Raw genomic sequence first — 23,797 nt, 5'->3', positions numbered from 1 at the left:
GTAGAGCAGTAGGAGAGGCGACTCTCTTACTGACTTTAATTATCAAGGTCGCCGGTGGGCAATCGGAGACCTTAAAAAACGGACGGGTCGGACAGCATAAGACTTCTGTTAAAGAAGCAGCGTCCTGTGAAGCGTCAACCCCATTGACGCGACCATCCTAAAAAGGTGGCGTGGTGAGGAATCACCGTCCGTTTACGGCGGTGAGGATGTCAACGACAAAAATAAGCTAAACTAACGGCAAAGATAATAGGTTTTGATTTTTTCCTTGGGATTACTTATGGACGGTATCTGTACCTTAGCTAACGATCGCGTTTACGATCAATTAATCGCTCTACTCAACAGCATCGAAGTAAATGGGGGAAAAGCTCTTCCTGTTTGTGTCTATCCCTACGATGACAACATCGAACGTATCAAAGCGGAAATTGCTCAACGTCCTAACGTACAGTTGTTTGATAATCAGGAAATTATTGAACGCTGGGAAAATTTCGCCAAGTCGATTTGGGATAGCCACCCGCAAGCCCGCGAACGTTGGTTGAAATCGGGTTGCACTGACCGATATTATCGTATGGGAATGCACCACCGTTTTATTGCTTTTGATAGTCCCTTCGATCGTTTTATCTACATGGATGGGGACACCTTGCTACTCGATGCCATTGATAAAATCTTCGCTATTCTAGATAGGCACGATTGTGTTGTTTATGACTTTCAGCACAAAGATCCCACTCATGTCTATGAAGTTTCTCAACCAAAATTATTCGAGGTTTTTTCCCGTGATCGTATCGAAAAGGAGATTTTTTGTGCAGGTTTCTACGCTTCTAAAACTGGTTTATTAGATGAAAATCAGCGAGATTGGCTCATAGAACAATTGCGAGCAGGAGAAGCGGAAATTCTCTATCCGATGGCTCCCGATCAAACTATCGTCAATTATATGATGATGCGCTCAAATTTTTCTATATATAATCTAGCTCTTCAATTGCCTAAAGAAGAACGCACCGGCTGCTGTGTCACCTCTCCCCATTTTCAGGCTTTAGATAATATTCTTTACGATCAGGGCAAACGGTTGACATACCTTCACTACATCGGTTTATCTTCCTCTCTGTTCACTCGACTTTGTAGCGGTGAAAATCTCGATTTTCCCTATCGAGATATTTTCTTACACTATCGTTATCTCTACGAACCTAGTCAACGTCCTATATTTACCGGTAGTCCCAAACCCTATCAACCACCGACCCCTACCTTTTGGCAAAAAGTAACCAGAAAACTCGGCTTAGGAAAATAATAATTACAGTCATTTCAATTATTAAGATTGAATCGTATCAGACTTATCCGAAATGACTATACATTTTCAAGGTCTAATCTTCTGCATAAGAAGAGTCCAAGCGAAAAAAAGCCAAAAAGTAGCGGAATGTATAACGCGCCACTACATCTCAGAAAAAACCTCTTACAATAGAGACAAATCAGAGATCAATGGGGGTGAACGTCATGTTAGTGATTTTAACCGACGAACACATTCTCGATACGGGTTCTGTCTGTCAGGGCTGTCTTTTAGCCAACCAGCAGGGACAACCCCGGTGGCGAGAGGGTAAACTAGGCTGTGGTCACTCCTTGGGTAAAGGAGGAAGCCAACAGCCCAATCTCTACGAGTGTCAGATGGGCTTTACAATTGCTAATATTGAAGGCTAATCAGACCTTTTAAATGCTCAACTTAGAGTTGAGTTAGGGGGATTTTCCTGGCAATCAGAGGAAAGAATCAAGGCTATTACTAATCCCCAATTAGATACAATGACAATAATGGCTGAGGGTTTCGTAGCATCGCTCGTAGGCTTTTTGGGCTTGGGTTAAAACAGCGTCGGAAATTTCTATGTCTAATTTTCTGGCTTGTTTAATAATTTTACCCGCTCTGATATTCTCGGAAGAATCTCCTATACCGCGAGTGCCAGTGGTTTTTAAAACTCGATATTCTTCAGAAAATCCCGTTTTAGTATCGAGATGACTCTGTAAACTATTAAAGACCAATTGACTTTGGTTTAATACCTGATCGTGGGTGATAAATAAACTCTTTTCTTTGCTGTTAATTAATTGAGCATAACTTTCTAAGGTGGCTAAACGACCGGTATAATAACCCAGGGCGTGCTGCTCGTTTTGATGGGGTTTAATATCTAGAATACTAGCTAAAGTGCGCTGCGGTTCTCGTAGTAAAAATATGGTCTTAACCGGATCAGATTGCAAAAAACTATGATCTAAAAACTTCTGATCATGAAGAACTTTATCTAAAATATATTTATGATTCATGTTTAAATCTTTCAACCGCCAGTAGAGTTGAAACATTAAAGTTTTAAAATCCTGTTCACTCTCATAAACCAGATGAGTTTCGCCAAAACCGATAATTTCAGGATTAGAATTGAGGATATGGGTCAATAAAGACGAACCCGATCGCATATGGCTAAGGATAAATAAAACCTGATAGGGTTGGGGACGAAAGAGGATTTTATAGGGGTCTTTGGGTATATCAATGCGTGCCTGAAAATACTTATAAGTTAAACGATGGGTTAAACCCTGCCAAGATTGGGGTAAGCGATCGAGGGCTATAGTCATAGGTTAATCAGGAATTGTGTCAACTTGTCGCTAAGATTCCCCTATAATGTATCCCATTTAAGACCCAAACAAAAGTGAGGTTTATACAAAATGGGATTGCCAAGTTGTTCGCTCTGGTTTTTTACGGCGCGAACCGATGTCTGGTTTATGATGAACACTATTCCCCATCTAGTCAAAATGAGTCAGTTTCCCTTCGAGGAAAAGGTACTGTCTATTGACACGGCCCCTTTAAGCGGGGAAAAGGTTAATCGCCCCGGACTGGGTACAATGGAGGAGTTAAGAGCCTGTGCTGAAAAATTAGTTAAAGATGGCATAATCGATCGCCTAGTGGATTTTAACTACGATCCCAGCTATCGTCAGCGCATCTATCAAAAGCATTTCGGCAGTCCCCTCCGTTCCACCCATAACTACAAAGGTTATCCGATTTTCGGCTCGATCTTCAAAATCGAGTCCTGTCGCAGCGATTATATGGTTCATTATGACAGTGACATGATGCTCTACCAAGAACCGGATTACAGTTGGATCCGCGAAGGGATCGAGTTAATGGAAACCCATCCAGAAATGATGTTTGTGCGTCCTTTGTCCGGCCCACCCCGGCCCGATGGTACGATTTATTCTCAGCATCCTTGCACGAAAAATCCGGACGGATTCTATCAATTTAAATTTTTTGGTAGTCGTGCCTATCTACTTAATTGTCGTCGCTACGATCGCCTTTTACCGATCACCCCCCTCTGGCGCTCTTATAAAAATACCTTTCTCGATCACTTACCCGATGGTTTAAAAGCTTGGGGCAATATTTTGACCGGCAAAGGAAAACTCGACTCTTGGGAAATTATGGTTTCTCGCTCCCTAGAACAAAGCAACTACTATCGCGCCACTCTCACCAATGCCAAGGGTTGGACTTTGCACCCCAACGAGCGCTCTACCGCTTTTAGGCAAGCTTGGCCGACTATTATCGAAAAAATCGAAGCGGGTATTTACCCACCGCCCCAAGCTGGTTATTATGACCTGATTCCGGAATTATGGTATTAAAAGAGCGTTATTTCTCTAGATTTGAGGTGAGGCGGTACTTAGAGATTGCAGGTGGGGCGATATTTTTGTTTCAATTAGAGAAGACAGGAGATGAAACAACCCAAAAGAAAACCCAACCACCGCCGGAGATTGGGTTGTCTGGTTATGAATTGATTTTAAGGAGCTAAAGCGTTACCGCGCAGGAGAGAACCGATGGTTTTAGCAGTAATCTTCATCTGTACGAGAGGATTAGCGGGAACAACGGTTTTATAGAGATAACTGTCAAAAGTCATCTTCTGTACGTCCTTATCGGAACACATTTCCACAAAAGCTTCCCGGGTGGCATCGGTACGGTAGAAAACCCGTTGCAGAATATCTAATACCAGATAGGTCATACCGTATTTCTTATCCCAACGCTTGAGGTAGAGTTTTAACTCGTCCTCTGTGGGGATACGTTGGCCGCCGTTGGTGACTTCGACAATGGTTTCCGCACACATCCGCGCCGATTTAGCGGCGAAATAGATGCCTTCTCCCGAAGACTTCGTAACTGTTCCCGCAGCATCACCTACGAGGGCCACGCGACCAACTACACGACGAGGACGGGGATGTTCGGGGATGGGGTGAGCCTCCACCCGGATGATTTCGCCACCTTCGAGACGACGGGCCGCACGAGCGCGAATACCAGCTTGTAGGTCTTTAATCATGGCTTTATTGACCTTCATTGTGCCAGTACCGACGGCGACGTGATCGTATTTGGGGAATACCCAAGCGTAGAAGTCGGGGGATACGTCTTTTCCTACATACATTTCCGCCAGATCTTCGTAGTAGGCCATTTTATCTTGGGGGAGACGGATGCGTTCTTGGAAAGCGATCGCATAGTTGTAATCCCCAGCATCAATAGCTTTAGCAATGCGGGAATTAGCACCGTCGGCACCGATAACCACATCCACCTTCAGAGATTTCATTTCCCCTTGGGAATTGCCGTGGGAGTGATCAGCGTAGTGTAGGGTATAGGGATCGGTGCTATTGGTGGGAATGTCGAGACCGTAAACGGTTCCGTTGATTAAATGCGCTCCTAATTTATGGGCGCGTTCTCTCATAAAACCGTCGAGGACTTCCCGACGACACATTCCGATATATTCGTCTTGATTATCGAGATTAATATCGACTTCGACGTTAGAGGGGGAGATCATTTTCATTTTTCTCACCCGGCGATCGATAATTTCAGGAGGTAGGTCAAATTCGCTCACCATACAGAGAGGAATCGCTCCACCACAGGGTTTAGCATTATCTAATTTGCGTTCAAATAAATAGGTTTCAATGCCTGCTTTAGCTAATGTTTCTGCCGCCGAAGAACCGGCCGGCCCTGAACCCACAACAGCGACTCTTAACACTCAGGTTTTCTCCTACATACTTACGAGCGAGTACGCTTTGCAGTGTACCACAGGGGTTTAGCCGAAAGGAACGATATCCTCCGATTCTGCCCGATCTTGCAACAGTGCTTAACATCCTCTGTTACAAAAGTTTATTTTACTGCCCGTAGATGTTTTTTTATCGATGTGTTGTATTGTGTTACACCCGTAGAGAAAAAAAGTGCTAAACCCCTCTCCCAAACTGGGAAAAGGGGATAGGTGCGAGGATTCTTAACCTCTTGCTTTCAACCAATCAGTAATAGCGGGGGGTAAATCCCGTTGCACTTTGCCACTGACATACATTCCGATATGTCCGACCGGGAAAGCACAAGCGGTATAGTCAGAAGTACCGATATAATTCCCTAAAGCGAGGGAAGAAGCGGGAGGTACAAGGTGATCTTTATCCGCATAAAGATTGAGAATTGGCATGGTCAGATTGTGTAAATCTACCCGTTTATCTCCTAACATCACTTCCCCTTTAATCAGTTTATTTTGCTGATAGAAATCCTTGAGGAACTGTCGGTAGGATTCTCCCGCTTGGTCGGGACTATCAAAAATCCATTTTTCCATACGCAGAAAATTAACTAATTTTGATTCGTCTTCCATGATGTCAGGAAAATCGAGGTATTTCTGATAACCTAACTGTAAAGGTTTCAATTCCAGAAACTCTAAGTTGAGAAAATCTCCTGGAATATTGCCCATAGTATCTACCATTAAATCGATGTCTAATGCTTCGGAACCCAAGGAACATCCCCCGCGCATATTTAAGAGGGTCTCGGTTTGATAAAAGTCCACCGGTGTCACCATTGTCACCAGATTTTTTATCTTATCAGGATAGAGGGAACTATAGCATAAACTAAAGGTTCCTCCCTGACAGATTCCCAACAGATTAATCTTGTCGAGATGGTGACTTTGACGAATAAAATCGACGCAATTATCCACATAACCATTGATATAATCATCAAGGGTTAACCAGCGATCGCTTCTGGTGGGATAGCCCCAATCAATTAAGTAGATATCTAAGCCTAATTTCAGCAGATTTGCCACTAAAGAACGCCCTTCCTGTAAATCTACCATGTAGGGACGATTGACCAAGGCATAAACCATCAACAAGGGAATCTCGAAGGGTTTTTCGACCACGGGTTTAAAGTGGTAGAGAATGATTTTATCTTCCCGATAAACTGCTTCTTTTTCCGAGACTCCACACTGAATATCTTCTTCTTTAACTCGTTTGAGATTGTCCAAACCTTTGAGATTTTTTTGAGTTAATTCTAGATAATCTTGGGTAAAATCTTCCAGTTTCACTTGCGTCAAAAATGGCCACATAATTTAATTCTCCTAGAAAAGTGGGGAAGTGGGGAAGTGGGGAAGTGGGGAAGTGGGGAAGTGGGGAAGTGGGGGAATTTCAACTAAAACCCCTAAAACCCTAACACCCCAACACCCCATCACCCTATCTCCTGAATCCTGACTCCTGACTCCTGACTCCTGACTCCTGATAGCTTACCTGATTGTCAAGCACAATTAACTAATTGTTACTTTCTACTGCTTGTTTTTCTCCTAAAGTTTTTTTGAGACTTTTTACCTCTTTGCGTAATTCATAGATAGTCCGATGAATTTCATCGACTTCGCTGCGGGTAGGCAGATTCATTGAGCGCAGGTAAATTTCCATTAAATCCTGCTGTTTGAGGCGATAATCATTGAGGGAATTAATAAATTTTCCCCGTACTTTTAGGTTTTCTGGTTGACAAAAAGCCTTTTCAAAAATATCATCGGCGACGACACTCCACAGATCTTGAAATTCTCGCCAATTCTTGACAGGTTGACCTTTTTCTGCTAGGAAAACTAATTTTTTAGTTAAAGCTTCAAAGGATTTAACTTGAATATCAGCCAGCACAATTTGATAGTTAATACTAGCTTGATAAAGAATGCGCCAAGTTTCAAAACTATCGAGTAATTTGCGGTTAAATTCTCGCGGCAATCCCAATAAAGGCATCTGTAACCATTGGCCAAAAGTTTCATCATAAAACTTCTGCCAATAGATATTATTGAGTTCGATCAAAGAAGAAGTATTACCTAACCAAGCTTTGGTTATTGTGTCATTTGACAGCACCAAAGGATCGAACCATAAATGATTGAGACTTTGCAATTGTTGCAGGTAAATTGTCCATAGTTGACTGACATCTTGACTACTTTGGGAAGTGGTAGTAGTAAAACTATTCAGTTGACCGCGCATCTGTTGGGTATAATTATTTAAAATTGTTTGCCAGTCTTCTCCTGTTTGCATTTTCGGAAAGATATTTTCCCAAGCTTCCATCGATAATTTTAGGAATTTGATCAATAAATCCCGATTATCAAAATAGCGCTGGGTTGCCTCTTGTAATTCTGGTTTAATATTGCCCATAGGAGTCGGTATCGCCCCCATCATATCAAACCAACTTGACCACATTTTTGCCCCGGTTTCCGTCCAAAGATTGACGTAATCCGCAGCCATCTCACTCCAAGCTTGTGTCGGTTTATCCATTATTTTTGCCCTTTTCCTTTAACGCTGATTTCGCTAGTTTACTAACCCACCCTACACCCGATAACTAATAACTGATAAGTCATATTTTTCCAGACTTGGCAATTTTTGCTAGTAATCTTAACGCTTCATTGACTGAGGCTGAATCTTGAAAAATTTCCGCCACATCGGGAGCGAGAATTATCACATTACTAGCCTGTCGATAAGCTTGATAATATTTGCCACGAATACCACTGGAAAAGTCATATTCAGACCTCATCTCGTCACTAACCGTTTCTTCAGACTCCTGATTCATAATTTTTTCTCTCCTGTTTACTAGACTAGCCTGTCGATAAGCTTGATAATATTTGCCACGAATACCACTGGAAAAGTCATATTCAGACCTCATCTCGTCACTAACCGTTTCTTCAGACTCCTGATTCATAATTTTTTCTCTCCTGTTTACTAGCTAAACGGGCGCTAATTAAGTGAATCTCATTTTCTCTTTCTGTATGGGATATGACTAACAGCTTTTGTGATTTTGACTGTCCTATCGTCAGAAAACGAAACTCACCCACTGAATCAAGCAACTTAGCAGGGACAATAACAAACACATTTTCCATCTTTGAATTAGATAACTGATAACTCACCCACTGATAACTCACCCACTGATAACTCACCCACTGATAACTGATAACTGATAACTGATAACTGATAACTGATAACTGATTAGGTGTGATGGGCCCCATTAACTCTGAGGACTTCTCCAGAGACATAACTGCTGGCAACAGGAGAGAGTAAATAGGCAGTTGCCCAGGCGATATCTGCGGGTTCACCGAAGCGACGACAGGGAATTTCGGCGGTGATTTTATCGCGAACTTTATCGGGAATCGCTAAAGTCATTTCCGTGTTAATAAACCCCGGCGCAATCGCATTGGCGCGAATATTATAACGGGCAGCTTCTCGCGCTAGGGATTTGACTAAACCGATAACTGCCGCTTTTGTAGCCGCGTAATTAGTTTGGCCGGCATTACCGCGATCACCGGAAATAGAACTAATACAAACGATCGATCCCGCTTGTCGTTCGTACATTCCCTCAATAAACGGCTTAATCGTGTGATTAACCCCTTTTAAGTTGACATTAATCACTAAATCCCAATCTAGGGGCGTTAATTTAGGGAAAAAGTTGTCTCTGGTAATCCCCGCGTTAGCGACGATACCGTAAACCGGTCCCAATTCCGCTTCAATTTGTTTAGCTGCCGCTTCCATGGATTCCAACTTAGTCACGTCGGCCACAATGCCTAAACCCTGGGGATTATCGGCGACTAAATCCGTGTAAGCCACCTTAGCCCCCAAATCTATCAAAAGAGAGACAATAGCCGCCCCAATGCCTCGATTTCCGCCCGTAACGACGATAACTTTCTCCTCTAGTCCCAGAGATACCATAGCTTTTTCCTCCTAAACTCTTTCAATTGCGATCGCTGTTCCGCCACCGGTCCCATGACAGATGGCCCCCATACCGAGGGTTTTATCCTGTACTTTCAACGCGTTAATTAACGTCACCAGAATCCGCGCGCCGGAAGCGCCGATAGGATGACCCAAGGCGATCGCACCACCGTGAACGTTTTGTTTTTCCCTCGCTAACCCCAGATCCATCTCAAAAAGCAGATTATTTAAGGCAAAAGCTTCGTTATTTTCCACTAAATCGAAATCTTCGATCGTTTTATCTAGGGATGCCAGTAATTTTTTCACCGCGAGGACGGGGAACTCTGGGAAGCGATCGGTTTTTCCAGCACCCACAGCACCGCCAAGGATTTTGGCAATTGGTTTTAAACCGTACTGATCCACAGCTTTTTTACTGGCTAAAAGGATAGCGGCGGCCCCATCGGAAATCTGACTACTATTCCCCGCGGTTAAAACTCCCGACGGATTAAAAGCCGGCCGCAGTTTTCCTAAACCTTCCGGGGTACTATCGGAACGAATACCCTCATCTTGAGCGATAATTGTGGAACCTTTCTTAGATTTAAGCTCAATTGGCACGATTTCACCGTTAAACCAGCCTTTTTCTGTGGCTGTGGCCGCTCTTTGGTGGGATAAAGCGGCAATTTCATCTAATGCTTGCCGAGAGACACCGCGATCGAGACAGAGGCGATCGACTTGGGAACCCATGCCCTCAGTCGTGGTAGCATCGGTTAAGCCATCGTGGAGTAATAGGTCGGTTAATTGTTCCGGCGCACCCATGAGGAATTTATAACCCCACCGGGCCCGATGGGAGAGAAAAAAGCCGGTTTGGGACATGGATTCAATACCACCAGCGAGGATGAGATCCGCTTCTCCAGCGCGAATTGAGGTAGCAGCGTTACTAACGGCAATCATTCCCGAAGAACAAACCATATCCACCCGATATCCGTCCACGCTTACGGGAATTCCTGCTTTAATCGCCGCTTGTCGGGGAATTAACTGACCATGACCCGATCCCAAAACATTGCCGAAAATATACAAATCTAGGGCTTCTGGGGGCAAATTAGCGATTTCTAGGGCAGATTTCATCACTGTTGCCCCTAAATCGGCCGGGGATAATCCGATTAATCCCCCACCAAAACGACCAATTGGAGTCCGGACAGCGGCCACGATATAAACTTCTTGCATAGACTTCTCTCTATTGGGAAGCGAAGATACTAGATAGAATTTGCTTAAGAATATCGAGTCCGAAAAAAGCAAAATCCCAATTGACTGTCATTGGTTACAAGTTCTTGGCCTCGATGCCTTGAGTTTTTGTCTATCTACTCTCGATCTTGCAACAGAATTTCTGTGTCAGAAGATATATTCATTAGAATTTAACTTTTCTGGTAGCAATCCCCTTTTTTTATGGATTTAGTCAAGCGTCTAGTTTTTATCGGTGGTGGCCATAGTCATGCGATCGCTCTTCGTCTTTGGGGGCAATCACCTCTCAAAAACGTTCAATTAACTTTAATTAGCGATGTCACCCATACCCCCTATTCGGGAATGTTACCCGGCCACATCGCCGGTTTTTATGATTTTGCCGAGACTCATATCGATTTACCTTCTCTAGCTAGGTATTCTCAAGCGCAATTCTGTTTAGCTAAGGCTAACATCATAGATACGGAAAAATGTCAAGTAATTTGTCATAATTCTTCACCAATTCCCTTTGATTATCTCTCGATCGATATCGGCAGCATCCCAGCAGTGGATAATGTTATCGGTGCTAAAGAGTACGCTATCCCCGCCAAACCAGTGCCGATTTTTCGGGAAGGATGGCAAGAAATCCTCAAAAAAGCGGTTAGTAACCCCAATAATACTCTAAATATCGTCATTGTTGGTGGTGGCGCAGGCGGGGTCGAATTAGCTTTAAATATGCAGTCCCGTTTGACCAAAATTCTCAACTCTAGCAGTAATTTGAATTTATCTCTAATTCATCGAGGAAAAAAACTCCTACCAGCCCATAATAATTGGGTCGGTCAACGTTTGGAGAATATTTGTCAACAAAGGGGAATTAGATTATATTTATCAACGGATGTGACGGCAGTGCAAGCAGATCAGATTATCTGTTCATCGGGGTTAGTTTTGCCCGTAGATTATATAATTTGGGTAACGACTGCCTCGGCCCCTAGTTGGATTAAAGCGTCGGGATTACTGACAGATGAACAAGGGTTTATTTTGGTGAATAATTATCTGCAATCTCTTTCCCATCCCCATATTTTTGCCGTGGGAGATATTGCCACGATTCCAGATTATCCCCGTCCGAAAGCGGGAGTTTTTGCCGTCCGACAAGGAAAACCCCTGTTCGATAATTTAGTCAGAATTCTGCAAAATCAGCCCCTAAAACCCTATTTTCCCCAGAAAAATTATCTGAGTTTAATCGGGACGGGAGACCAAAAAGCGATCGCATCTAGGGGCGGTTTTGGCTGGCAATCACCGTTATTATGGTTATGGAAAGATCGGATCGATCGAGCTTTTATGAGACAATTTGAACAAAAATGATGAGTTGCTTTGTCATAGGATTGAATGGCAGTTTAAGTCGGTTGGGAGGTGTGAGAAGCATGACTTAAAGTTGTTGTCTAAATGTCCAAATCGTGAGAAAAAGTTTAAGATTGCTGCTTTGTGGGAGTTTGAAGAATTTGAAGGCGCAGTTTGCGATCGCTGTTTTCTCTCTTTTGCTGAGATGAGAAACTGCAAACATCGAAAAAATCTTAAAAAATTTGACTCTAAGGGAAAAATAAATAGCAATATAGCTCTAATATAAATTTAGAGCCAAGAGGATATTTATGTTTAATTTTAACATAGAAGACTATTTAACGGATACAAAATTAATTAGAATGTCGATTTCCTATGCAATGTATAGTAGGCTTAATGACGATCAATTTTGTAATTTTTTTGAACTAAGTATCAATTGTAAAAATCAAAATAAAATCAACCTTTTAGTTGAATATATTAAAAATATCTACTCTTTAAAACAACCTTATATACCAGATGAGTCATTTGCTTATACTTATCCCAAAGAAGATTTCTTTATTAGAAGATGTGTATATTTGCCTTTTAAAGAATATGCAATTAGATATCATTTGATTAATGTCCTTTCCTTGGCAGTTGAAAATTCTTTTATTAAAACAAGCTATGCTAACCGAACTCAACGATCACTCAGTGGATTTATCCATTTGTTTAAACTTTATAATGATCAATATAAAGAATTCATCCAATGGGGGGAAAATCTTATTAAAGAATTTAAAAAAGAGCAGAGAGAGTCTTATTTATTAAACGCCGACATAACATCATTTTATGATAGTGTATCACCTCATTACTTAATCAATAATCTTTTTGATTTAACAGGGAGTATTCTACCTCAAAAATATAAACCGTTGTTGCAGAAAATATTGCAGCCAGAAATTGAATTTTACTCAGTTGTTGATAAATTATTAAAGTTAGAAAAAAAAGAACAAGGACTTTTAGTAGGTAATATAACTGATGGCTATTTGGCAAATATTTTACTAAGTAAAATAGATGAATTGATGATTGCTTATGGCTTTCATTATGCTCGATACGTTGATGATATTAAAATTATTACTAATACTAAAGATGAAGTAATCAAAGCGGTTAATATTTTGCAAGAAGAACTACATAGGATAGGACTAAACTTAAACTCGGCAAAAACGGAAATTATACATAATCCTAAATATGTCAAAGATTTTTTTAGAAAAGATCATCAAATAGCTTATGGTAATGAACTTATAAATGAGGAACATTGGGAAGATAATCAGAAAACAGAAAAAGATGAAGATGAAGATGAAGATTTTGACATAAATACTATTAATCTTACAGCCAACCTTCAAGAAAAAGATTGTCATCGAATAACTAATTATTTATTTTCTTTAAAAGATCATCATGATTACGATGAAAACTTGGTTATACAATTAATCAATAAAATCCCAGAAATCATTTGTAAGTATCCAAAAACAATCAAAAAAAATACTTGGACTGTTGTTGAATTTATTATCTTTGGATTTCCTAATAACATAATATCTTCCGCATACAAAGCAATGAATGATATTTTTAAGAATCAAAATATCATGGATTATGCCAGAACAAGATTAATTCATCATTTAGTAAAACCTCGAAAAAAAGATCCGCCATATATTCTCATGATGATTAAAAATCGTGAAAGATTGCGTGAAAAACTAATTGCTCAATTTCAAACCTTTCTTTCTACAAAATCCATTGACTTAAATCTCAACTCATTGTACGCATTATGGATCTTATCTCATCAAGATAATGGCCAGACTTTTGATGAAAATTTATTTCGTAAAAATGTAGAAAATTATTTACCTCGACCAATTTCTCATACTATTTCAAGGGTTTTGTCATCAATTTTTTCCCATAAAGATAATTTCAACTTTTGTGATTACTTTGATTTTACTGAGCTATCGAATAATAGTGAGAGTGAAGGATTAGAATAGTGAGAGTGAAGGATTAGATGACTTGATGACTTTTACAAATTTTAAAATATATCGGCAATATCAATTATATCTGAAGACATATCTTTTCTTAAAAAGATGTATAAAATACTACAAGCTCTTGAGCGACCAATATATCTTAATCTTCTTAAGCGAATGGTCTCAGAAATGGGTTCTGGTTCTAATTCCACTAATAAAATTATATGATTTTCTAAGCCTTGAAAATCGTAAATAGTTGACCAAGTAATTGTTTGTGGATGAAGAGGACTAGCGAGAGAGAATCGCTTAAATTTGAAAGTAGAAATTTTTGATGCTATCGAGTCAAGAAAGTTTTGACTTGGTTGTTTAGAAAAGAGGATTGTTATGTGTTTAGGTAAAACCTTTTCATCGTTTATTAATGCCAAAATATTGCTTTTTATGGCTTTAATTAAGTCTTCATCAGTTATGTAATAATCTGTGATGACTTCCTTAAACTGTCTGACAGGCTTTTTTACTTTATAGGTTGGACTAATATATTCTTCGTAAGAATCAAAAATATTAATTGTGTTTCTGATTACTTTTTGCAGGGTATAATTAAAGGGTTTAAATATCTCTTGTATATCATTTTCATTAGTTTTTTGAGAATCATCTTTAAAAATTAAAATTGATCGATTAAACATTTGACTAGCATAGTCAGCTATTTTTCTTAAAAAATCACCATCTAATTGTTGTGCCTCATCAATAATAATTCTGACTTCTTCTAAATTTTCTTTATTTTCTAAAACTTTTTGTACTAAACTAAGTTCTTTAAGCGTAAATATCTTTAAAAGATCATTATTAATTGCAACATTAAGCGAAATTTCCTTATAGATATAATCTTTTGAATCCTGAGAATTAGTAATGAATAAAACCAATCTATCAGATTGAATATTTGAAATAGCTTGTGAGATTGCGAGTTGAGTTTTTCCTGTTCCCGCAGGTCCATCAATAAGGATTGGAGTTTTAACTTTATAAAAACCATCTAAAATTTCTTGTTGCTCTTTAGTCAGCTTAATTATAGTTTGTTCCTCATCTTCTAGTTTTGCACTTAGGGATTTTCTAAATTCTGAATTAGGGGTAATTAAAGTTTTAATTTCTTCTACTATCTTTTTGCCAAGATGTTTATGACTATTATTACTATAATGACTATATATTTCGTTGATTTTCTCACCTATATTTTTCAGATCATCTCTAAATAAAGTAACTTCTCTTTCCATAAAAGGAGCTAAATTTCCCTCTAAAATATCAATATGAGGAAAACAAATTGCATATCCACAAGTTATCCAACGATTTTTCAAACTAGATAGTTTACTTTTTAGAAATAACGGCAATTTTCTTGAGTTAGCTAATTGTTTTTTGTAGGGATTTTGATAAGAAATATTATCTCCCGATTTCCACTTATCGTGTTCCCCGTCGTAAGAAAATCGAGTTCCTCCCTTGACTTCAATAATCAATAGACCTTTCTGGGGATGAACTAACAAGAAATCCGTTTCTCTTTCAGTTATAGCTCCATCTTTATCCTTAAAACTCCAGTATCTGTCTTGAAAAATGTAAAAATCATCGTCAAGTTGGGATAGTAAATGATATACTTCTGATTCTCCCCGTAAATTAGGATTAGAAGGCGCATCTGGGGGAAACATTTTAGCCATAATTGATATTACCCATAATTAAAAACGAGTGATCACACAGTCTGCCTTCGGCAACGCAACTCTCTAAATCCTAACTTACCAAAAAATGCCTCATACTTATCATGACTCCCAATAAAATAAGGAAGTAAAGCGATAAATCAACAAAATGCTATGGTCATCAATCTCAATATCCCACCCTCCCAACCATCAGCTAATCTAAAGGTAAAAATACTGATAGAAACCCTTAAAAATGGTCAATATGCTGTATCTATCGCTGAATTGCCTCATTTTCGAGTCCAAGCACCCACCAAAGAAGAAGCCATTTCCCAACTACAAACAACCTTTATCGAACAAATTAGCCAAATTGAAACGATATCATGGACAACACCTCTAGATAACCCCTCACCCTTTAGATGATGACAGTGAAGTAGATCCCTCATATTATCTGTAGAGGATAAAGATTTGTGTCTCAATATATTCTCGATACTGACCATATTTCCCTAATTCTTCGCAATCATCCCCAAGTTATTGCTAATGCGTCCCGTCATTCCATTTCCGTTACAATCATTACTGTTCAGGAACTTTTCAGTGGAACGAACCACAGAGACACAGAGGACACAAAGACCGATCGCTACTATATAAGTTAAACTTATCACACAGAACCTAGAAGAGCCCTTTTTTAAGTTTCTTCTCTTTTTGTTAATGAAAGATGTGACCAATGGATACCCTAAAAGGGGCGAGGTTTTAAACCCAAAATTCTGATAAAGTAAAAATCGTCCCGATAGCTTGACCGGTTATCGGGAGAGAACGTCAATAGTTTGTTAAATAGTACATATAAACCAATGCTACGTCTTCGCTCGATTATTTCCCTAGTTTTAGTCCTAGTTACTACCCTGCTGGTTAGTTGCAGTGGTCCCCAAGCAACTATCCCCACCGTTTACAGTCCGCAAAAAATCGAACAGTTACAGGTTTACATCCAACCCATAGAAGGATTTCGCAAAAAAATGAGCGTTTTGCAAGACCTCATCGCTGACAAAAATTGGGTAGATACTCGCACCTATATCCACGGTCCTTTGGGGCAATTGCGTCAGGAAATGGTAGGATTATCCCGTAATTTACTGCCCAAAGACCAAGAAAAAGCCAAGCAGTTAGCGAAAAATCTTTTCGTTCACTTTGAACGTATCGATGCGGCAGCCAAAGAAAAAGATGCTAGTCTTGCTGCTAATCAATTCCAAGAAGCATTAAAAGACTTCGATGCTTTCTTAAATATTGTTCCTAGTTAGTTTTTATCAGTGTTCAGTTATCAGTGATCAGTTATCAGTGATCAGTTATCAGCTTTTTTAAAAAATCTCTGGCTTTTTGCCTAGAGATTGTTGTCAGAGAGAAGCACACAAAAACTTTTTTTCTTATTTATAGCAGCAAATTTTAACCCCCCGCAAGGGCAAGGATGATATTAGTTAAACTGATCAAGCTTGCACTCAAATCATCAAACCCTGATGCTGAAAAACCTTCCAGAAAAAATTTTTCTTTTAGGGTAGGGGGTAGGGGTAAATTTTCCTTCAGGTTCGGGTTTATTGAGGAGTAGGGACAAGAAACAATGTCCTCAAAAACACAGTTAAGTACCTAAGCAAAATTAATTACACATCTAAGCTCTCAGCCGTCAGCCTTTTGCTGATGTGAGTAAACAGTGAACTGAAAACTCAAATCCGATCCCTGATAGCTGTCTCGGAGTCTCGGAGTCTCGGAGTCTCGGAGTCTCGACTAGGAAATTAATTTTGCACGACTACTTATCGCAGTGATCTTAATAAGCTAAACGGCGCTTAACCTGCATGATCCAATAGCTATAACCCTTTTGGAGTCTATATCGGTGATCCGAAGTAAAAGCCGTTTAGCTTAGTGAGGTAGGAAGTCTCTGGTTTTAGGGAACAGGCAAGAGGGAGCGCCGGAGTTGGGCAAGTGGGGAGAAAGGAGCAGGGGAGGGGGGGAGAAAAAAGCTGACGGCTGCGAGCGGGGGGAATCAAGACAATTTACAATTGCTTAATAATTGTTGCCACTGCCGTGATAATATGTCTTGTGGCTTACCTGAGCGTCATAGCTGGGAAAGCAATCCAGATATTGAGATTAGTCTATCGCTGATTTAGGTGTACCTTGTCTGACCCATCGATCAAATCTCCCCCAACCCCAGAAACCAACCCGCTGTCAGATCCGATGCGGGAATACTATCAACTACAAAACACCCTATTGATCACCACCCTGATCTTAAGCGGTCTGATCTTTATACCCGTGTGGCTGTTTTATTCCCTCAATACTGCCCTTAATTACCTATTAGGGGCAATGGTGGGAGTCGTTTACCTAAAACTCCTGGCCGGGGAAGTGGAAAAATTGGGGGTAACGAAAAATCGGGTAGGCAAAAAAGGATTAGCCCTATTCGCTGGATTAATCATCATCGCCAGTCGTTGGCAAGAACTGCACATAGTGCCGGTTTTTTTGGGTTTTTTGACCTATAAAGGCGCAATCATCGTCTATACCCTGCAAACCATCTTCAAGCTGGAGCAGAAAGCCGATTCCTAAACCCTTTAACCGTTCAAAATAACCCTGAGTTGCGAACCTGAATCTCCCCAAGGTGGAAATGTTAGACAGTTTAAGTGTGCTTAATTTTTATAGTCTCGCTTCCCTGGAAGTGGGACAACACTGGTACTGGCACATCGGCGGACTAAAAATTCACGGGCAAGTGATCGCGGTCTCCTGGATCGTCTTCGCTATCTTAATCATCGCCTCGATCGCCGCTACCCGCAAAATCCAGAAAGTCCCTAGCGGTATTCAAAACCTCATGGAGTACGTTCTGGAATTTCTGCGCGATTTAGCCAAAAACCAGCTAGGAGAAAAGGAATATCGACCCTGGTTGCCCTTCATCGGCACCCTATTTTTATTTATTTTCGTTTCTAACTGGTTAGGGGCCTTGATTCCTTGGAAGTTAATCGAACTGCCCGAAGGAGAATTAGCCGCCCCCACTAACGACATCAATACCACGGTGGCGTTAGCCCTACTGACTTCCCTCGCTTACTTCTACGCAGGCATCAGTAAAAAAGGACTCGGTTACTTCGCTCACTACCTAGAGCCGATTCCCGTGCTATTACCGATCAAAATTTTAGAAGACTTTACCAAACCCCTCTCCCTCAGCTTCCGTCTTTTCGGAAACATCCTTGCAGACGAGTTGGTAGTAGCCGTATTGGTCTTCCTTGTCCCCCTAGTCGTACCCCTACCCCTGATGGCTCTCGGTTTATTTACCAGCGCTATTCAGGCCCTTGTCTTCGCCACCCTTGCCGGGGCCTATATCCATGAGGCCCTGGAATCGGAACACGAAGAAGAACACGCTTAAAAGCGAGGGACGAAAAAAGAAAAATTTCTTAGGAAAAAGTGTCCAAATAATAGGATAATAACTAAGAAATTATTGGTCGAATTCAGGATGAGCAACTGAATTCCCAGATCGTTCTTTCCCAAAAACTCTTTCGGGAGTTTTGAGCAGAAAACCAGCCATTTTTTACGGCTGAGAACGCGCTCTGTAAACAACAGATTGAAATTGATTAGTAAATAGAGGAAAAAATCACCATGAACCCCACAGTAGCTGCCGCTTCCGTTATCGCCGCCGCCCTCGCCGTTGGTTTAGCCGCTATCGGCCCCGGTGTTGGTCAAGGTACCGCTTCTGGAGAAGCTGTTTCCGGTATCGCCCGTCAACCCGAAGCTGAAGGAAGAATTCGTGGTACCCTTCTCCTCAGCTTGGCATTCATGGAATCCTTAACCATCTACGGCTTGGTTATCGCTCTCGTTTTACTGTTCGCTAACCCCTTCGCCTAATTAAAAAAGCAGTGGGCTATCAGCCCCCAGTCCTCAGCTTGGCAGCAGAGTTTTAAAAACTCGAAAAAACGCCAAGAGAGCCAACTAAAAAATCTGGTTTTTGGGACTGAAGGCTGATAGCTAGTTAAGGGAATTTTAGTGATTCCCCCTGACTGTTTATTGTTAAAGCAGGGGGATCATCTTCCTTTTTTGAACCTGTCTATAGCTTCTATTTATCAGGAATAAATCAATGTTTGATTTCGATGCCACCCTGCCAGTGATGGCACTACAATTTATTCTTTTGGCAGTGATCCTGAACGCCGTTTTTTATAAACCCCTCAGTAAAGTTTTAGATGAACGGGCGGAGTATATTCGGCAAACCGAAGGTGGAGCCAAAGAACAACTAGCCAAAACCGAAGCACTGGTACAAGAGTACGAATTGCAATTAAGTTCGGCTCGTAAACAATCCCAAGAGATTATCGCCCAAGCGCAAGCCGAGGCCCAAAAACTAGCCAGCGAACGAGTTGCCGCAGCCCAAAAAGAAGCGATCGCTCGTAAAGAAGCCGTCGCCGCCGAAATTGCCCAACAGAAAGAAGAAGCCTTTCGTTCTCTAGAAGGACAAGTGGCCTCTCTTTCCCGTCAAATTCTCGAAAAACTCCTCGGCGCCGAACTCGTTCGCTAAACCCCAGCCCTTGGTTAATAACAGTGATCAGTGAAAAGATAGAAGTCAGTCGTCAGGAGTTAGAAGACTGGAAACTTACCTCTGATAACTGATAACTGAATAACCTACTCCCCGCCCTCAATAATCATGATCATCGACACAGTTTTATTATTAGCCACGGAGGCGAAGGAAGCGGCAGCAGAAGGATTCGGCATCAACACCGATATCCTAGGAACTAACCTATTTAACCTCTCAATTCTGCTCGGTTTAGTCATCTTCTACGGCCGCAAAGTTCTCGGACAAATCCTCGGAGAACGTCAGTCGAAGATTGCTGAAGCTTTAGCCGAAGCTGAAGACCGGAAAAATATTGCCGCTAACGCCCTCGCCGAAGAACAGAAAAAACTCGCCCTAGCAAAACAAGAGGCGGGACAAATTATCAATAATGCTCGAGATAGAGCTAAAACTGTCACCGCCGACATCGCCGCCCAAGCCGAACTCGATATTCAAAGAATGCGCGAAAGTGCCGCTAAAGATCTCTCGGCGGAACAGGATCGCGTTTTAGTAGAATTACGCCAAAGAATTACCGCTTTAGCCTTAGCTAATGTGGAATCCCAATTAAGCACCGGCCTGGAAGAATCGGTACAACAAACCCTAATTGATCGCAGTTTGGCCAACCTAGGAGGTAAATAGATGCAGGGAAGTTTAATCAGTTCAGAAATAGCCGAACCCTACGCCCAAGCATTACTTTCCGTCGCCCAAAGCAGCGGACAATTAGAAGCGATCGGCGGCGAAATAAAATCCCTCTTAGAATTGTTGGAAAATGCTCCCGATCTAAGGGCTTTTATCGGCAATCCCGTCATCAAAGAAGAAGCTAAAAAAGCCGTTCTTTCCCAAGTAATGGGAACCAGTGCCAATCCCTATTTAACTAACTTCATGATGTTATTAGTCGATAAACGTCGGATTCAATTTTTAGAACCCGTTTGTCAACAATATCTCACCCTGGCCAGAGCGCTGACTAACACCGTTTTAGCGGAAGTTTCCTCGGCCACCGAATTGAACGATAGCCAAAAACAAATCGTCATCGACAAAGTGAAAACCCTCACCGGGGCAAATGTGGTCGAACTGAAAACCAAAGTTGATGGCAGCCTCATCGGTGGTGTGGTGATCAAAGTCGGTTCTCAGGTCTTTGATGCCAGCATTCGCGGTCAACTACAACGCCTCAGCCTCTCCCTGCGCTAAGGTCATCTAATCTCCCTTTTTTGCCGTTTTTTCACCTTCTAATTTTTTACTTTTTCCCAGATTAAACTATGGTAGCTATCAGACCCGACGAAATTAGCACGATTATTCGTCAACAGATCGAATCCTATAACCAAGAAGTACAGGTCTCCAACGTGGGAACCGTCCTGCAAGTGGGTGACGGTACTGCCCGCATCTACGGCCTACAACAGGCCATGTCGGGAGAACTATTAGAATTTGAAGATGGAACCGTCGGCATCGCCCTTAACCTCGAAGAAGATAACGTCGGTGCGGTGTTAATGGGTGACGGTTTCGGGATTAAAGAAGGCGGTACGGTGAAAGCTACCGGTAAAATCGCTCAGGTTCCCGTGGGTGATGCCTTAGTCGGCCGCGTGGTTGATGCCCTCGGTCGTCCCATCGACGGTAAAGGGGACATCCTCGCCAGCGAAACCCGTCTGGTGGAATCCCCCGCCCCCGGTATTGTCGCTCGCAAATCCGTCTGTGAACCGATGCAAACGGGTATTACCGCTATCGATGCCATGATTCCCGTCGGTCGTGGTCAACGGGAGTTAATTATCGGTGACAGAAAAACCGGTAAAACAGCGATCGCCATTGACACAATCATTAACCAGAAAAGCGAAGACGTGATCTGTGTCTATGTCGCCATCGGTCAAAAAGCCTCCACCGTCGCCCAAGTAATCGACACCCTCACCCAAAGAGGCGCCATGGATTACACCGTGGTGGTGGCCGCTAACGCTAACGACCCCGCCACCCTCCAGTATATCGCCCCCTATACCGGAGCTTCGATCGCCGAATACTTCATGTATAAAGGCAAAGCGACCCTAGTTATCTACGATGACCTCACCAAACAGGCTCAAGCTTATCGTCAGTTATCCCTGCTCATGCGTCGTCCTCCCGGTCGGGAAGCTTACCCCGGCGACGTTTTCTATCTCCACTCCCGTTTACTAGAGCGCGCCGCTAAACTCAGCGATGCTCTCGGTGGTGGTAGCATGACCGCCCTGCCGATTATCGAAACCCAGGCCGGTGACGTTTCTGCCTACATTCCCACCAATGTAATTTCGATTACTGACGGTCAGATATTCCTCTCCACCGACCTCTTTAACGCTGGTTTCCGTCCCGCAATTAACGCTGGTATTTCCGTATCCCGCGTGGGTTCGGCGGCTCAAACGAAAGCGATGAAGAAAGTTGCTGGTAAATTAAAACTCGAATTAGCCCAGTTTGACGAATTAGAAGCTTTTGCTCAATTCGCTTCTGACCTTGATGCGGCCACCCAAGCACAACTGTCTCGCGGTCAACGTCTGCGTCAAATCCTCAAACAGCCCCAAAACTTCCCCCTCTCCGTTTGGGAACAGGTGGCGGTGGTTTATGCCGGTTTAAACGGTTATCTCGACGATATCGCCACCGATAAAGTTATCGATTTCTGCACCGGTTTGCGGGAATACCTGAAAACCAGCAAACCTCGTTACGTTGAGATCGTCAGCACTGAAAAACAACTCAACGACGAAGCGGAAGGCCTGCTCAAAGATGGCATCAACGAGTACAAACAGGCTTTCAAGTAACCTTCTGTGAGCTTTAAGCTGTCAGCCTTTTCAGTTATCAGTGATCGGTAAACAGTGATCAGTAAACAGTGAAAAGATGGCAAGAAACTGCTATTTAATACTGCTCACTTACAACTCCAATCTGATAACTGATGACTGATGACTGATAACTGATAACTGTTAACTGATGACTGATGACTGATAACTGATAACTGATAACTGAATTATGCCTAATCTCAAAGCGATTCGCGACCAAATTCAATCGGTCAAAAATACCAAAAAAATTACCGAGGCCATGCGTCTGGTGGCGGCAGCAAAAGTGCGTCGCGCCCAAGAACAAGTTCTCTGTACCCGTCCTTTTGCCGATGCCCTCGCTCAGGTACTCTATAATCTTCAAGGTCGTTTAGCCTTTAGTGATGTTAATTTACCCCTGCTGGCCCAACGGGAAGTAAAAACCGTGGCTCTGTTAATAGTCACAGGCGATCGAGGTCTTTGTGGCGGTTATAATACTAACGTCATCCGTCGTGCCGAACAACGGATGAATGAATTAAAAGAGCAAGGGATTAACTATCAATTAGTTATTGCCGGCCGGAAAGCGGCACAGTATTTCGAGCGCCGGAATGCTCCCATTGCCGCTAAATTTATTAACCTCGAACAGATTCCCACTGCCGATGAAGCTGGCACGATTGGGGATGAATTGCTTTCCTTATTTTTATCGGAAACAGTCGATCGAGTCGAGTTAATTTATACTCGTTTTATCTCCCTGATCAGTTCCACTCCGGTGATTCAAACCCTGTTACCTTTAACTACCCAAGGTTTAGCGGTACAGGATGACGAGATTTTCCGTTTGGTGACTAAAGAAGGAAAATTTAAGGTACAACGGGAAAAAATGGCCAGCCAACCGGCGCAGGTTTTTCCCCAAGACATGATTTTTGAGCAGAATCCCGTCCAAATCCTCGATTCTCTCCTACCTTTGTACTTAAATAACCAATTACTGCGCGCCCTCCAGGAATCGGCAGCTAGTGAATTAGCAGCCCGGATGACGGCGATGAGTAACGCCAGCGAGAACGCCAGCGAGTTAATCGGGACTTTAAGCCGTACCTACAACAAGGCGCGTCAAGCCGCTATTACCCAAGAATTGCTAGAAGTAGTAGCGGGAGCCAACGCTCTCTAGGTTTAAGCCATTTTTTCTTCTGATTATCAGTAGGAGTGATTATTTTCACTCCTTTTTTTATATAGGGTCTGCTGAAAAAGTTTTTCCTGGGGGTAGGAGTCAGGAGTCAGGAGTCAGGAGTCGGTCGTTTTAGGCTTTGTTGCCCTTGTTTTTTGTACCAAGCGATGTACTACAAGAAGGATAATGCAAGGTTTTTGAACGTC

At 42.0% G+C, this 23,797-nt stretch carries 25 protein-coding genes; 15 read left to right on the top strand and 10 right to left on the bottom strand.

Translation table 11 applies throughout. The features are described from left to right. Positions 1–277: 277 nt before the first annotated feature. Both IM509_RS20855 and IM509_RS20850 read left to right on the top strand, forming a co-directional pair. Positions 278–1,279 (top strand): Npun_R2821/Npun_R2822 family protein, encoded by a 1,002-nt coding sequence (locus IM509_RS20855; RefSeq protein ID WP_185238059.1) that lies wholly within the window; start codon positions 278–280, stop codon positions 1,277–1,279. Positions 1,280–1,482: 203 nt separating this feature from the next. Continuing rightward, the gene (locus IM509_RS20850; protein ID WP_002735656.1) at positions 1,483–1,683 is read left to right on the top strand and encodes a hypothetical protein; all 201 of its coding nucleotides are present in this window, start codon (positions 1,483–1,485) and stop codon (positions 1,681–1,683) included. 90 nt (positions 1,684–1,773) lie between these two features. On the opposite strand, the gene IM509_RS20845 is transcribed toward IM509_RS20850, so the two are convergent. Further along, positions 1,774–2,595 (bottom strand): sulfotransferase family protein, encoded by an 822-nt coding sequence (locus IM509_RS20845; protein ID WP_052276636.1) that lies wholly within the window; start codon positions 2,593–2,595, stop codon positions 1,774–1,776. 90 nt (positions 2,596–2,685) lie between these two features. On the opposite strand from IM509_RS20845, the gene IM509_RS20840 reads away from it, so the two are divergent. Continuing rightward, complete coding sequence (locus IM509_RS20840; RefSeq protein WP_185238058.1) at positions 2,686–3,627, top strand: hypothetical protein; 942 nt, start codon at positions 2,686–2,688, stop codon at positions 3,625–3,627. Positions 3,628–3,782: 155 nt separating this feature from the next. Here the strand turns inward: IM509_RS20840 and chlP are convergent, their stop codons facing one another. The 7 genes from chlP to phaA form a co-directional block, all read right to left on the bottom strand. Next, positions 3,783–5,000 (bottom strand): geranylgeranyl reductase, encoded by a 1,218-nt coding sequence (gene chlP, locus IM509_RS20835; RefSeq protein WP_002735532.1) that lies wholly within the window; start codon positions 4,998–5,000, stop codon positions 3,783–3,785. A 249-nt stretch (positions 5,001–5,249) separates the two neighbouring features. Continuing rightward, a complete protein-coding gene (locus IM509_RS20830) occupies positions 5,250–6,344 on the bottom strand; it encodes a class III poly(R)-hydroxyalkanoic acid synthase subunit PhaC (protein ID WP_052276638.1) in 1,095 nt (364 codons plus the stop codon). 199 nt (positions 6,345–6,543) lie between these two features. Continuing rightward, the gene (gene phaE / locus IM509_RS20825) at positions 6,544–7,539 is read right to left on the bottom strand and encodes a class III poly(R)-hydroxyalkanoic acid synthase subunit PhaE (protein WP_052276639.1); all 996 of its coding nucleotides are present in this window, start codon (positions 7,537–7,539) and stop codon (positions 6,544–6,546) included. A gap of 79 nt (positions 7,540–7,618) precedes the next feature. Beyond that, the gene (locus IM509_RS20820; RefSeq protein WP_260441378.1) at positions 7,619–7,960 is read right to left on the bottom strand and encodes a hypothetical protein; all 342 of its coding nucleotides are present in this window, start codon (positions 7,958–7,960) and stop codon (positions 7,619–7,621) included. Beyond that, positions 7,944–8,264 (bottom strand): BrnT family toxin, encoded by a 321-nt coding sequence (locus IM509_RS20815; RefSeq protein ID WP_287717340.1) that lies wholly within the window; start codon positions 8,262–8,264, stop codon positions 7,944–7,946. The genes IM509_RS20820 and IM509_RS20815 overlap by 17 nt, the downstream gene beginning before the upstream one ends. Continuing rightward, positions 8,245–8,961: an acetoacetyl-CoA reductase PhaB gene (phaB, locus tag IM509_RS20810; protein ID WP_151696289.1), complete on the bottom strand. Its 717-nt coding sequence runs from the start codon at positions 8,959–8,961 to the stop codon at positions 8,245–8,247. The genes IM509_RS20815 and phaB overlap by 20 nt, the downstream gene beginning before the upstream one ends. Before the next feature lie 12 nt (positions 8,962–8,973). Then, the gene (gene phaA, locus IM509_RS20805) at positions 8,974–10,164 is read right to left on the bottom strand and encodes an acetyl-CoA acetyltransferase PhaA (protein WP_185238057.1); all 1,191 of its coding nucleotides are present in this window, start codon (positions 10,162–10,164) and stop codon (positions 8,974–8,976) included. A 219-nt stretch (positions 10,165–10,383) separates the two neighbouring features. On the opposite strand from phaA, the gene IM509_RS20800 reads away from it, so the two are divergent. Continuing rightward, complete coding sequence (locus IM509_RS20800; RefSeq protein ID WP_185238056.1) at positions 10,384–11,517, top strand: FAD-dependent oxidoreductase; 1,134 nt, start codon at positions 10,384–10,386, stop codon at positions 11,515–11,517. A gap of 284 nt (positions 11,518–11,801) precedes the next feature. Beyond that, complete coding sequence (locus IM509_RS20795) at positions 11,802–13,487, top strand: RNA-directed DNA polymerase (RefSeq protein WP_185238055.1); 1,686 nt, start codon at positions 11,802–11,804, stop codon at positions 13,485–13,487. 41 nt (positions 13,488–13,528) lie between these two features. On the opposite strand, the gene IM509_RS20790 is transcribed toward IM509_RS20795, so the two are convergent. After that, on the bottom strand, positions 13,529–15,151 hold the full coding sequence (locus IM509_RS20790) for a nuclease-related domain-containing DEAD/DEAH box helicase (protein WP_185238054.1): 1,623 nt from the start codon (positions 15,149–15,151) through the stop codon (positions 13,529–13,531). 150 nt (positions 15,152–15,301) lie between these two features. Between IM509_RS20790 and IM509_RS20785 the strand changes: the two genes are divergently transcribed. After that, a complete protein-coding gene (locus tag IM509_RS20785) occupies positions 15,302–15,547 on the top strand; it encodes a hypothetical protein (protein WP_002773261.1) in 246 nt (81 codons plus the stop codon). 83 nt (positions 15,548–15,630) lie between these two features. Here IM509_RS20785 and IM509_RS20780 read toward each other — a convergent pair whose 3' ends face one another. Then, positions 15,631–15,834, bottom strand: a complete 204-nt coding sequence (locus IM509_RS20780; protein WP_272079406.1) for a hypothetical protein — start codon at positions 15,832–15,834, stop codon at positions 15,631–15,633. A gap of 138 nt (positions 15,835–15,972) precedes the next feature. Between IM509_RS20780 and psbQ the strand changes: the two genes are divergently transcribed. The 9 genes from psbQ (at position 15,973) to IM509_RS20735 (ending at position 23,594) form a co-directional block, all read left to right on the top strand. Next, a complete protein-coding gene (psbQ, locus tag IM509_RS20775) occupies positions 15,973–16,413 on the top strand; it encodes a photosystem II protein PsbQ (protein WP_185238052.1) in 441 nt (146 codons plus the stop codon). A gap of 925 nt (positions 16,414–17,338) precedes the next feature. Further along, entirely contained in the window at positions 17,339–17,701 is a 363-nt protein-coding gene (locus IM509_RS20770) for an ATP synthase subunit I (protein WP_002739749.1), read from the top strand. A 58-nt stretch (positions 17,702–17,759) separates the two neighbouring features. Continuing rightward, positions 17,760–18,509, top strand: coding sequence for a F0F1 ATP synthase subunit A (atpB, locus tag IM509_RS20765; RefSeq protein ID WP_002739857.1), 750 nt, complete (start codon positions 17,760–17,762; stop codon positions 18,507–18,509). 230 nt (positions 18,510–18,739) lie between these two features. After that, a complete protein-coding gene (gene atpE, locus IM509_RS20760; protein ID WP_002740068.1) occupies positions 18,740–18,985 on the top strand; it encodes an ATP synthase F0 subunit C in 246 nt (81 codons plus the stop codon). A gap of 229 nt (positions 18,986–19,214) precedes the next feature. Then, the gene (locus IM509_RS20755) at positions 19,215–19,646 is read left to right on the top strand and encodes a F0F1 ATP synthase subunit B' (RefSeq protein WP_052276646.1); all 432 of its coding nucleotides are present in this window, start codon (positions 19,215–19,217) and stop codon (positions 19,644–19,646) included. Between the two features lie 126 nt (positions 19,647–19,772). Beyond that, positions 19,773–20,315, top strand: coding sequence for a F0F1 ATP synthase subunit B (locus tag IM509_RS20750; protein WP_052276647.1), 543 nt, complete (start codon positions 19,773–19,775; stop codon positions 20,313–20,315). Further along, on the top strand, positions 20,316–20,864 hold the full coding sequence (gene atpH, locus IM509_RS20745; protein WP_002793185.1) for an ATP synthase F1 subunit delta: 549 nt from the start codon (positions 20,316–20,318) through the stop codon (positions 20,862–20,864). Between the two features lie 68 nt (positions 20,865–20,932). Further along, positions 20,933–22,441 (top strand): F0F1 ATP synthase subunit alpha, encoded by a 1,509-nt coding sequence (gene atpA, locus IM509_RS20740; RefSeq protein ID WP_052276648.1) that lies wholly within the window; start codon positions 20,933–20,935, stop codon positions 22,439–22,441. Positions 22,442–22,646: 205 nt separating this feature from the next. Beyond that, positions 22,647–23,594, top strand: coding sequence for a F0F1 ATP synthase subunit gamma (locus IM509_RS20735; protein WP_185238051.1), 948 nt, complete (start codon positions 22,647–22,649; stop codon positions 23,592–23,594). The last annotated feature ends 203 nt before the right edge of the window (positions 23,595–23,797 follow it).

The organism is Microcystis sp. M31BS1 (assembly GCF_020245285.1).
GTDB classification, from domain to species: domain Bacteria; phylum Cyanobacteriota; class Cyanobacteriia; order Cyanobacteriales; family Microcystaceae; genus Microcystis; species Microcystis panniformis.
The sequence above is the reverse complement of the archived record's forward strand: the minus strand, read 5'-3'. Positions and strand labels throughout refer to the sequence as shown.

Bases quoted from the DNA above. Each gene is read 5' to 3' on its own strand.
- IM509_RS20770 (WP_002739749.1), top strand. From the start codon at position 17,339: ATGCGGGAATACTATCAACTACAAAACACCCTATTGATCACCACCCTG.
- atpB (WP_002739857.1), top strand. From the start codon at position 17,760: ATGTTAGACAGTTTAAGTGTGCTTAATTTTTATAGTCTCGCTTCCCTG.
- phaA (WP_185238057.1), bottom strand. From the start codon at position 10,164: ATGCAAGAAGTTTATATCGTGGCCGCTGTCCGGACTCCAATTGGTCGT.
- atpH (WP_002793185.1), top strand. From the start codon at position 20,316: ATGCAGGGAAGTTTAATCAGTTCAGAAATAGCCGAACCCTACGCCCAA.
- IM509_RS20840 (WP_185238058.1), top strand. From the start codon at position 2,686: ATGGGATTGCCAAGTTGTTCGCTCTGGTTTTTTACGGCGCGAACCGAT.
- IM509_RS20820 (WP_260441378.1), bottom strand. From the start codon at position 7,960: ATGAATCAGGAGTCTGAAGAAACGGTTAGTGACGAGATGAGGTCTGAA.
- phaB (WP_151696289.1), bottom strand. From the start codon at position 8,961: ATGGTATCTCTGGGACTAGAGGAGAAAGTTATCGTCGTTACGGGCGGA.
- phaE (WP_052276639.1), bottom strand. From the start codon at position 7,539: ATGGATAAACCGACACAAGCTTGGAGTGAGATGGCTGCGGATTACGTC.
- IM509_RS20850 (WP_002735656.1), top strand. From the start codon at position 1,483: ATGTTAGTGATTTTAACCGACGAACACATTCTCGATACGGGTTCTGTC.
- IM509_RS20855 (WP_185238059.1), top strand. From the start codon at position 278: ATGGACGGTATCTGTACCTTAGCTAACGATCGCGTTTACGATCAATTA.
- IM509_RS20785 (WP_002773261.1), top strand. From the start codon at position 15,302: ATGGTCATCAATCTCAATATCCCACCCTCCCAACCATCAGCTAATCTA.
- IM509_RS20750 (WP_052276647.1), top strand. From the start codon at position 19,773: ATGATCATCGACACAGTTTTATTATTAGCCACGGAGGCGAAGGAAGCG.
- IM509_RS20815 (WP_287717340.1), bottom strand. From the start codon at position 8,264: ATGGGGCCCATCACACCTAATCAGTTATCAGTTATCAGTTATCAGTTA.
- IM509_RS20845 (WP_052276636.1), bottom strand. From the start codon at position 2,595: ATGACTATAGCCCTCGATCGCTTACCCCAATCTTGGCAGGGTTTAACC.
- atpA (WP_052276648.1), top strand. From the start codon at position 20,933: ATGGTAGCTATCAGACCCGACGAAATTAGCACGATTATTCGTCAACAG.
- psbQ (WP_185238052.1), top strand. From the start codon at position 15,973: ATGCTACGTCTTCGCTCGATTATTTCCCTAGTTTTAGTCCTAGTTACT.
- IM509_RS20830 (WP_052276638.1), bottom strand. From the start codon at position 6,344: ATGTGGCCATTTTTGACGCAAGTGAAACTGGAAGATTTTACCCAAGAT.
- IM509_RS20735 (WP_185238051.1), top strand. From the start codon at position 22,647: ATGCCTAATCTCAAAGCGATTCGCGACCAAATTCAATCGGTCAAAAAT.
- IM509_RS20795 (WP_185238055.1), top strand. From the start codon at position 11,802: ATGTTTAATTTTAACATAGAAGACTATTTAACGGATACAAAATTAATT.
- IM509_RS20790 (WP_185238054.1), bottom strand. From the start codon at position 15,151: ATGGCTAAAATGTTTCCCCCAGATGCGCCTTCTAATCCTAATTTACGG.
- IM509_RS20800 (WP_185238056.1), top strand. From the start codon at position 10,384: ATGGATTTAGTCAAGCGTCTAGTTTTTATCGGTGGTGGCCATAGTCAT.
- IM509_RS20755 (WP_052276646.1), top strand. From the start codon at position 19,215: ATGTTTGATTTCGATGCCACCCTGCCAGTGATGGCACTACAATTTATT.
- atpE (WP_002740068.1), top strand. From the start codon at position 18,740: ATGAACCCCACAGTAGCTGCCGCTTCCGTTATCGCCGCCGCCCTCGCC.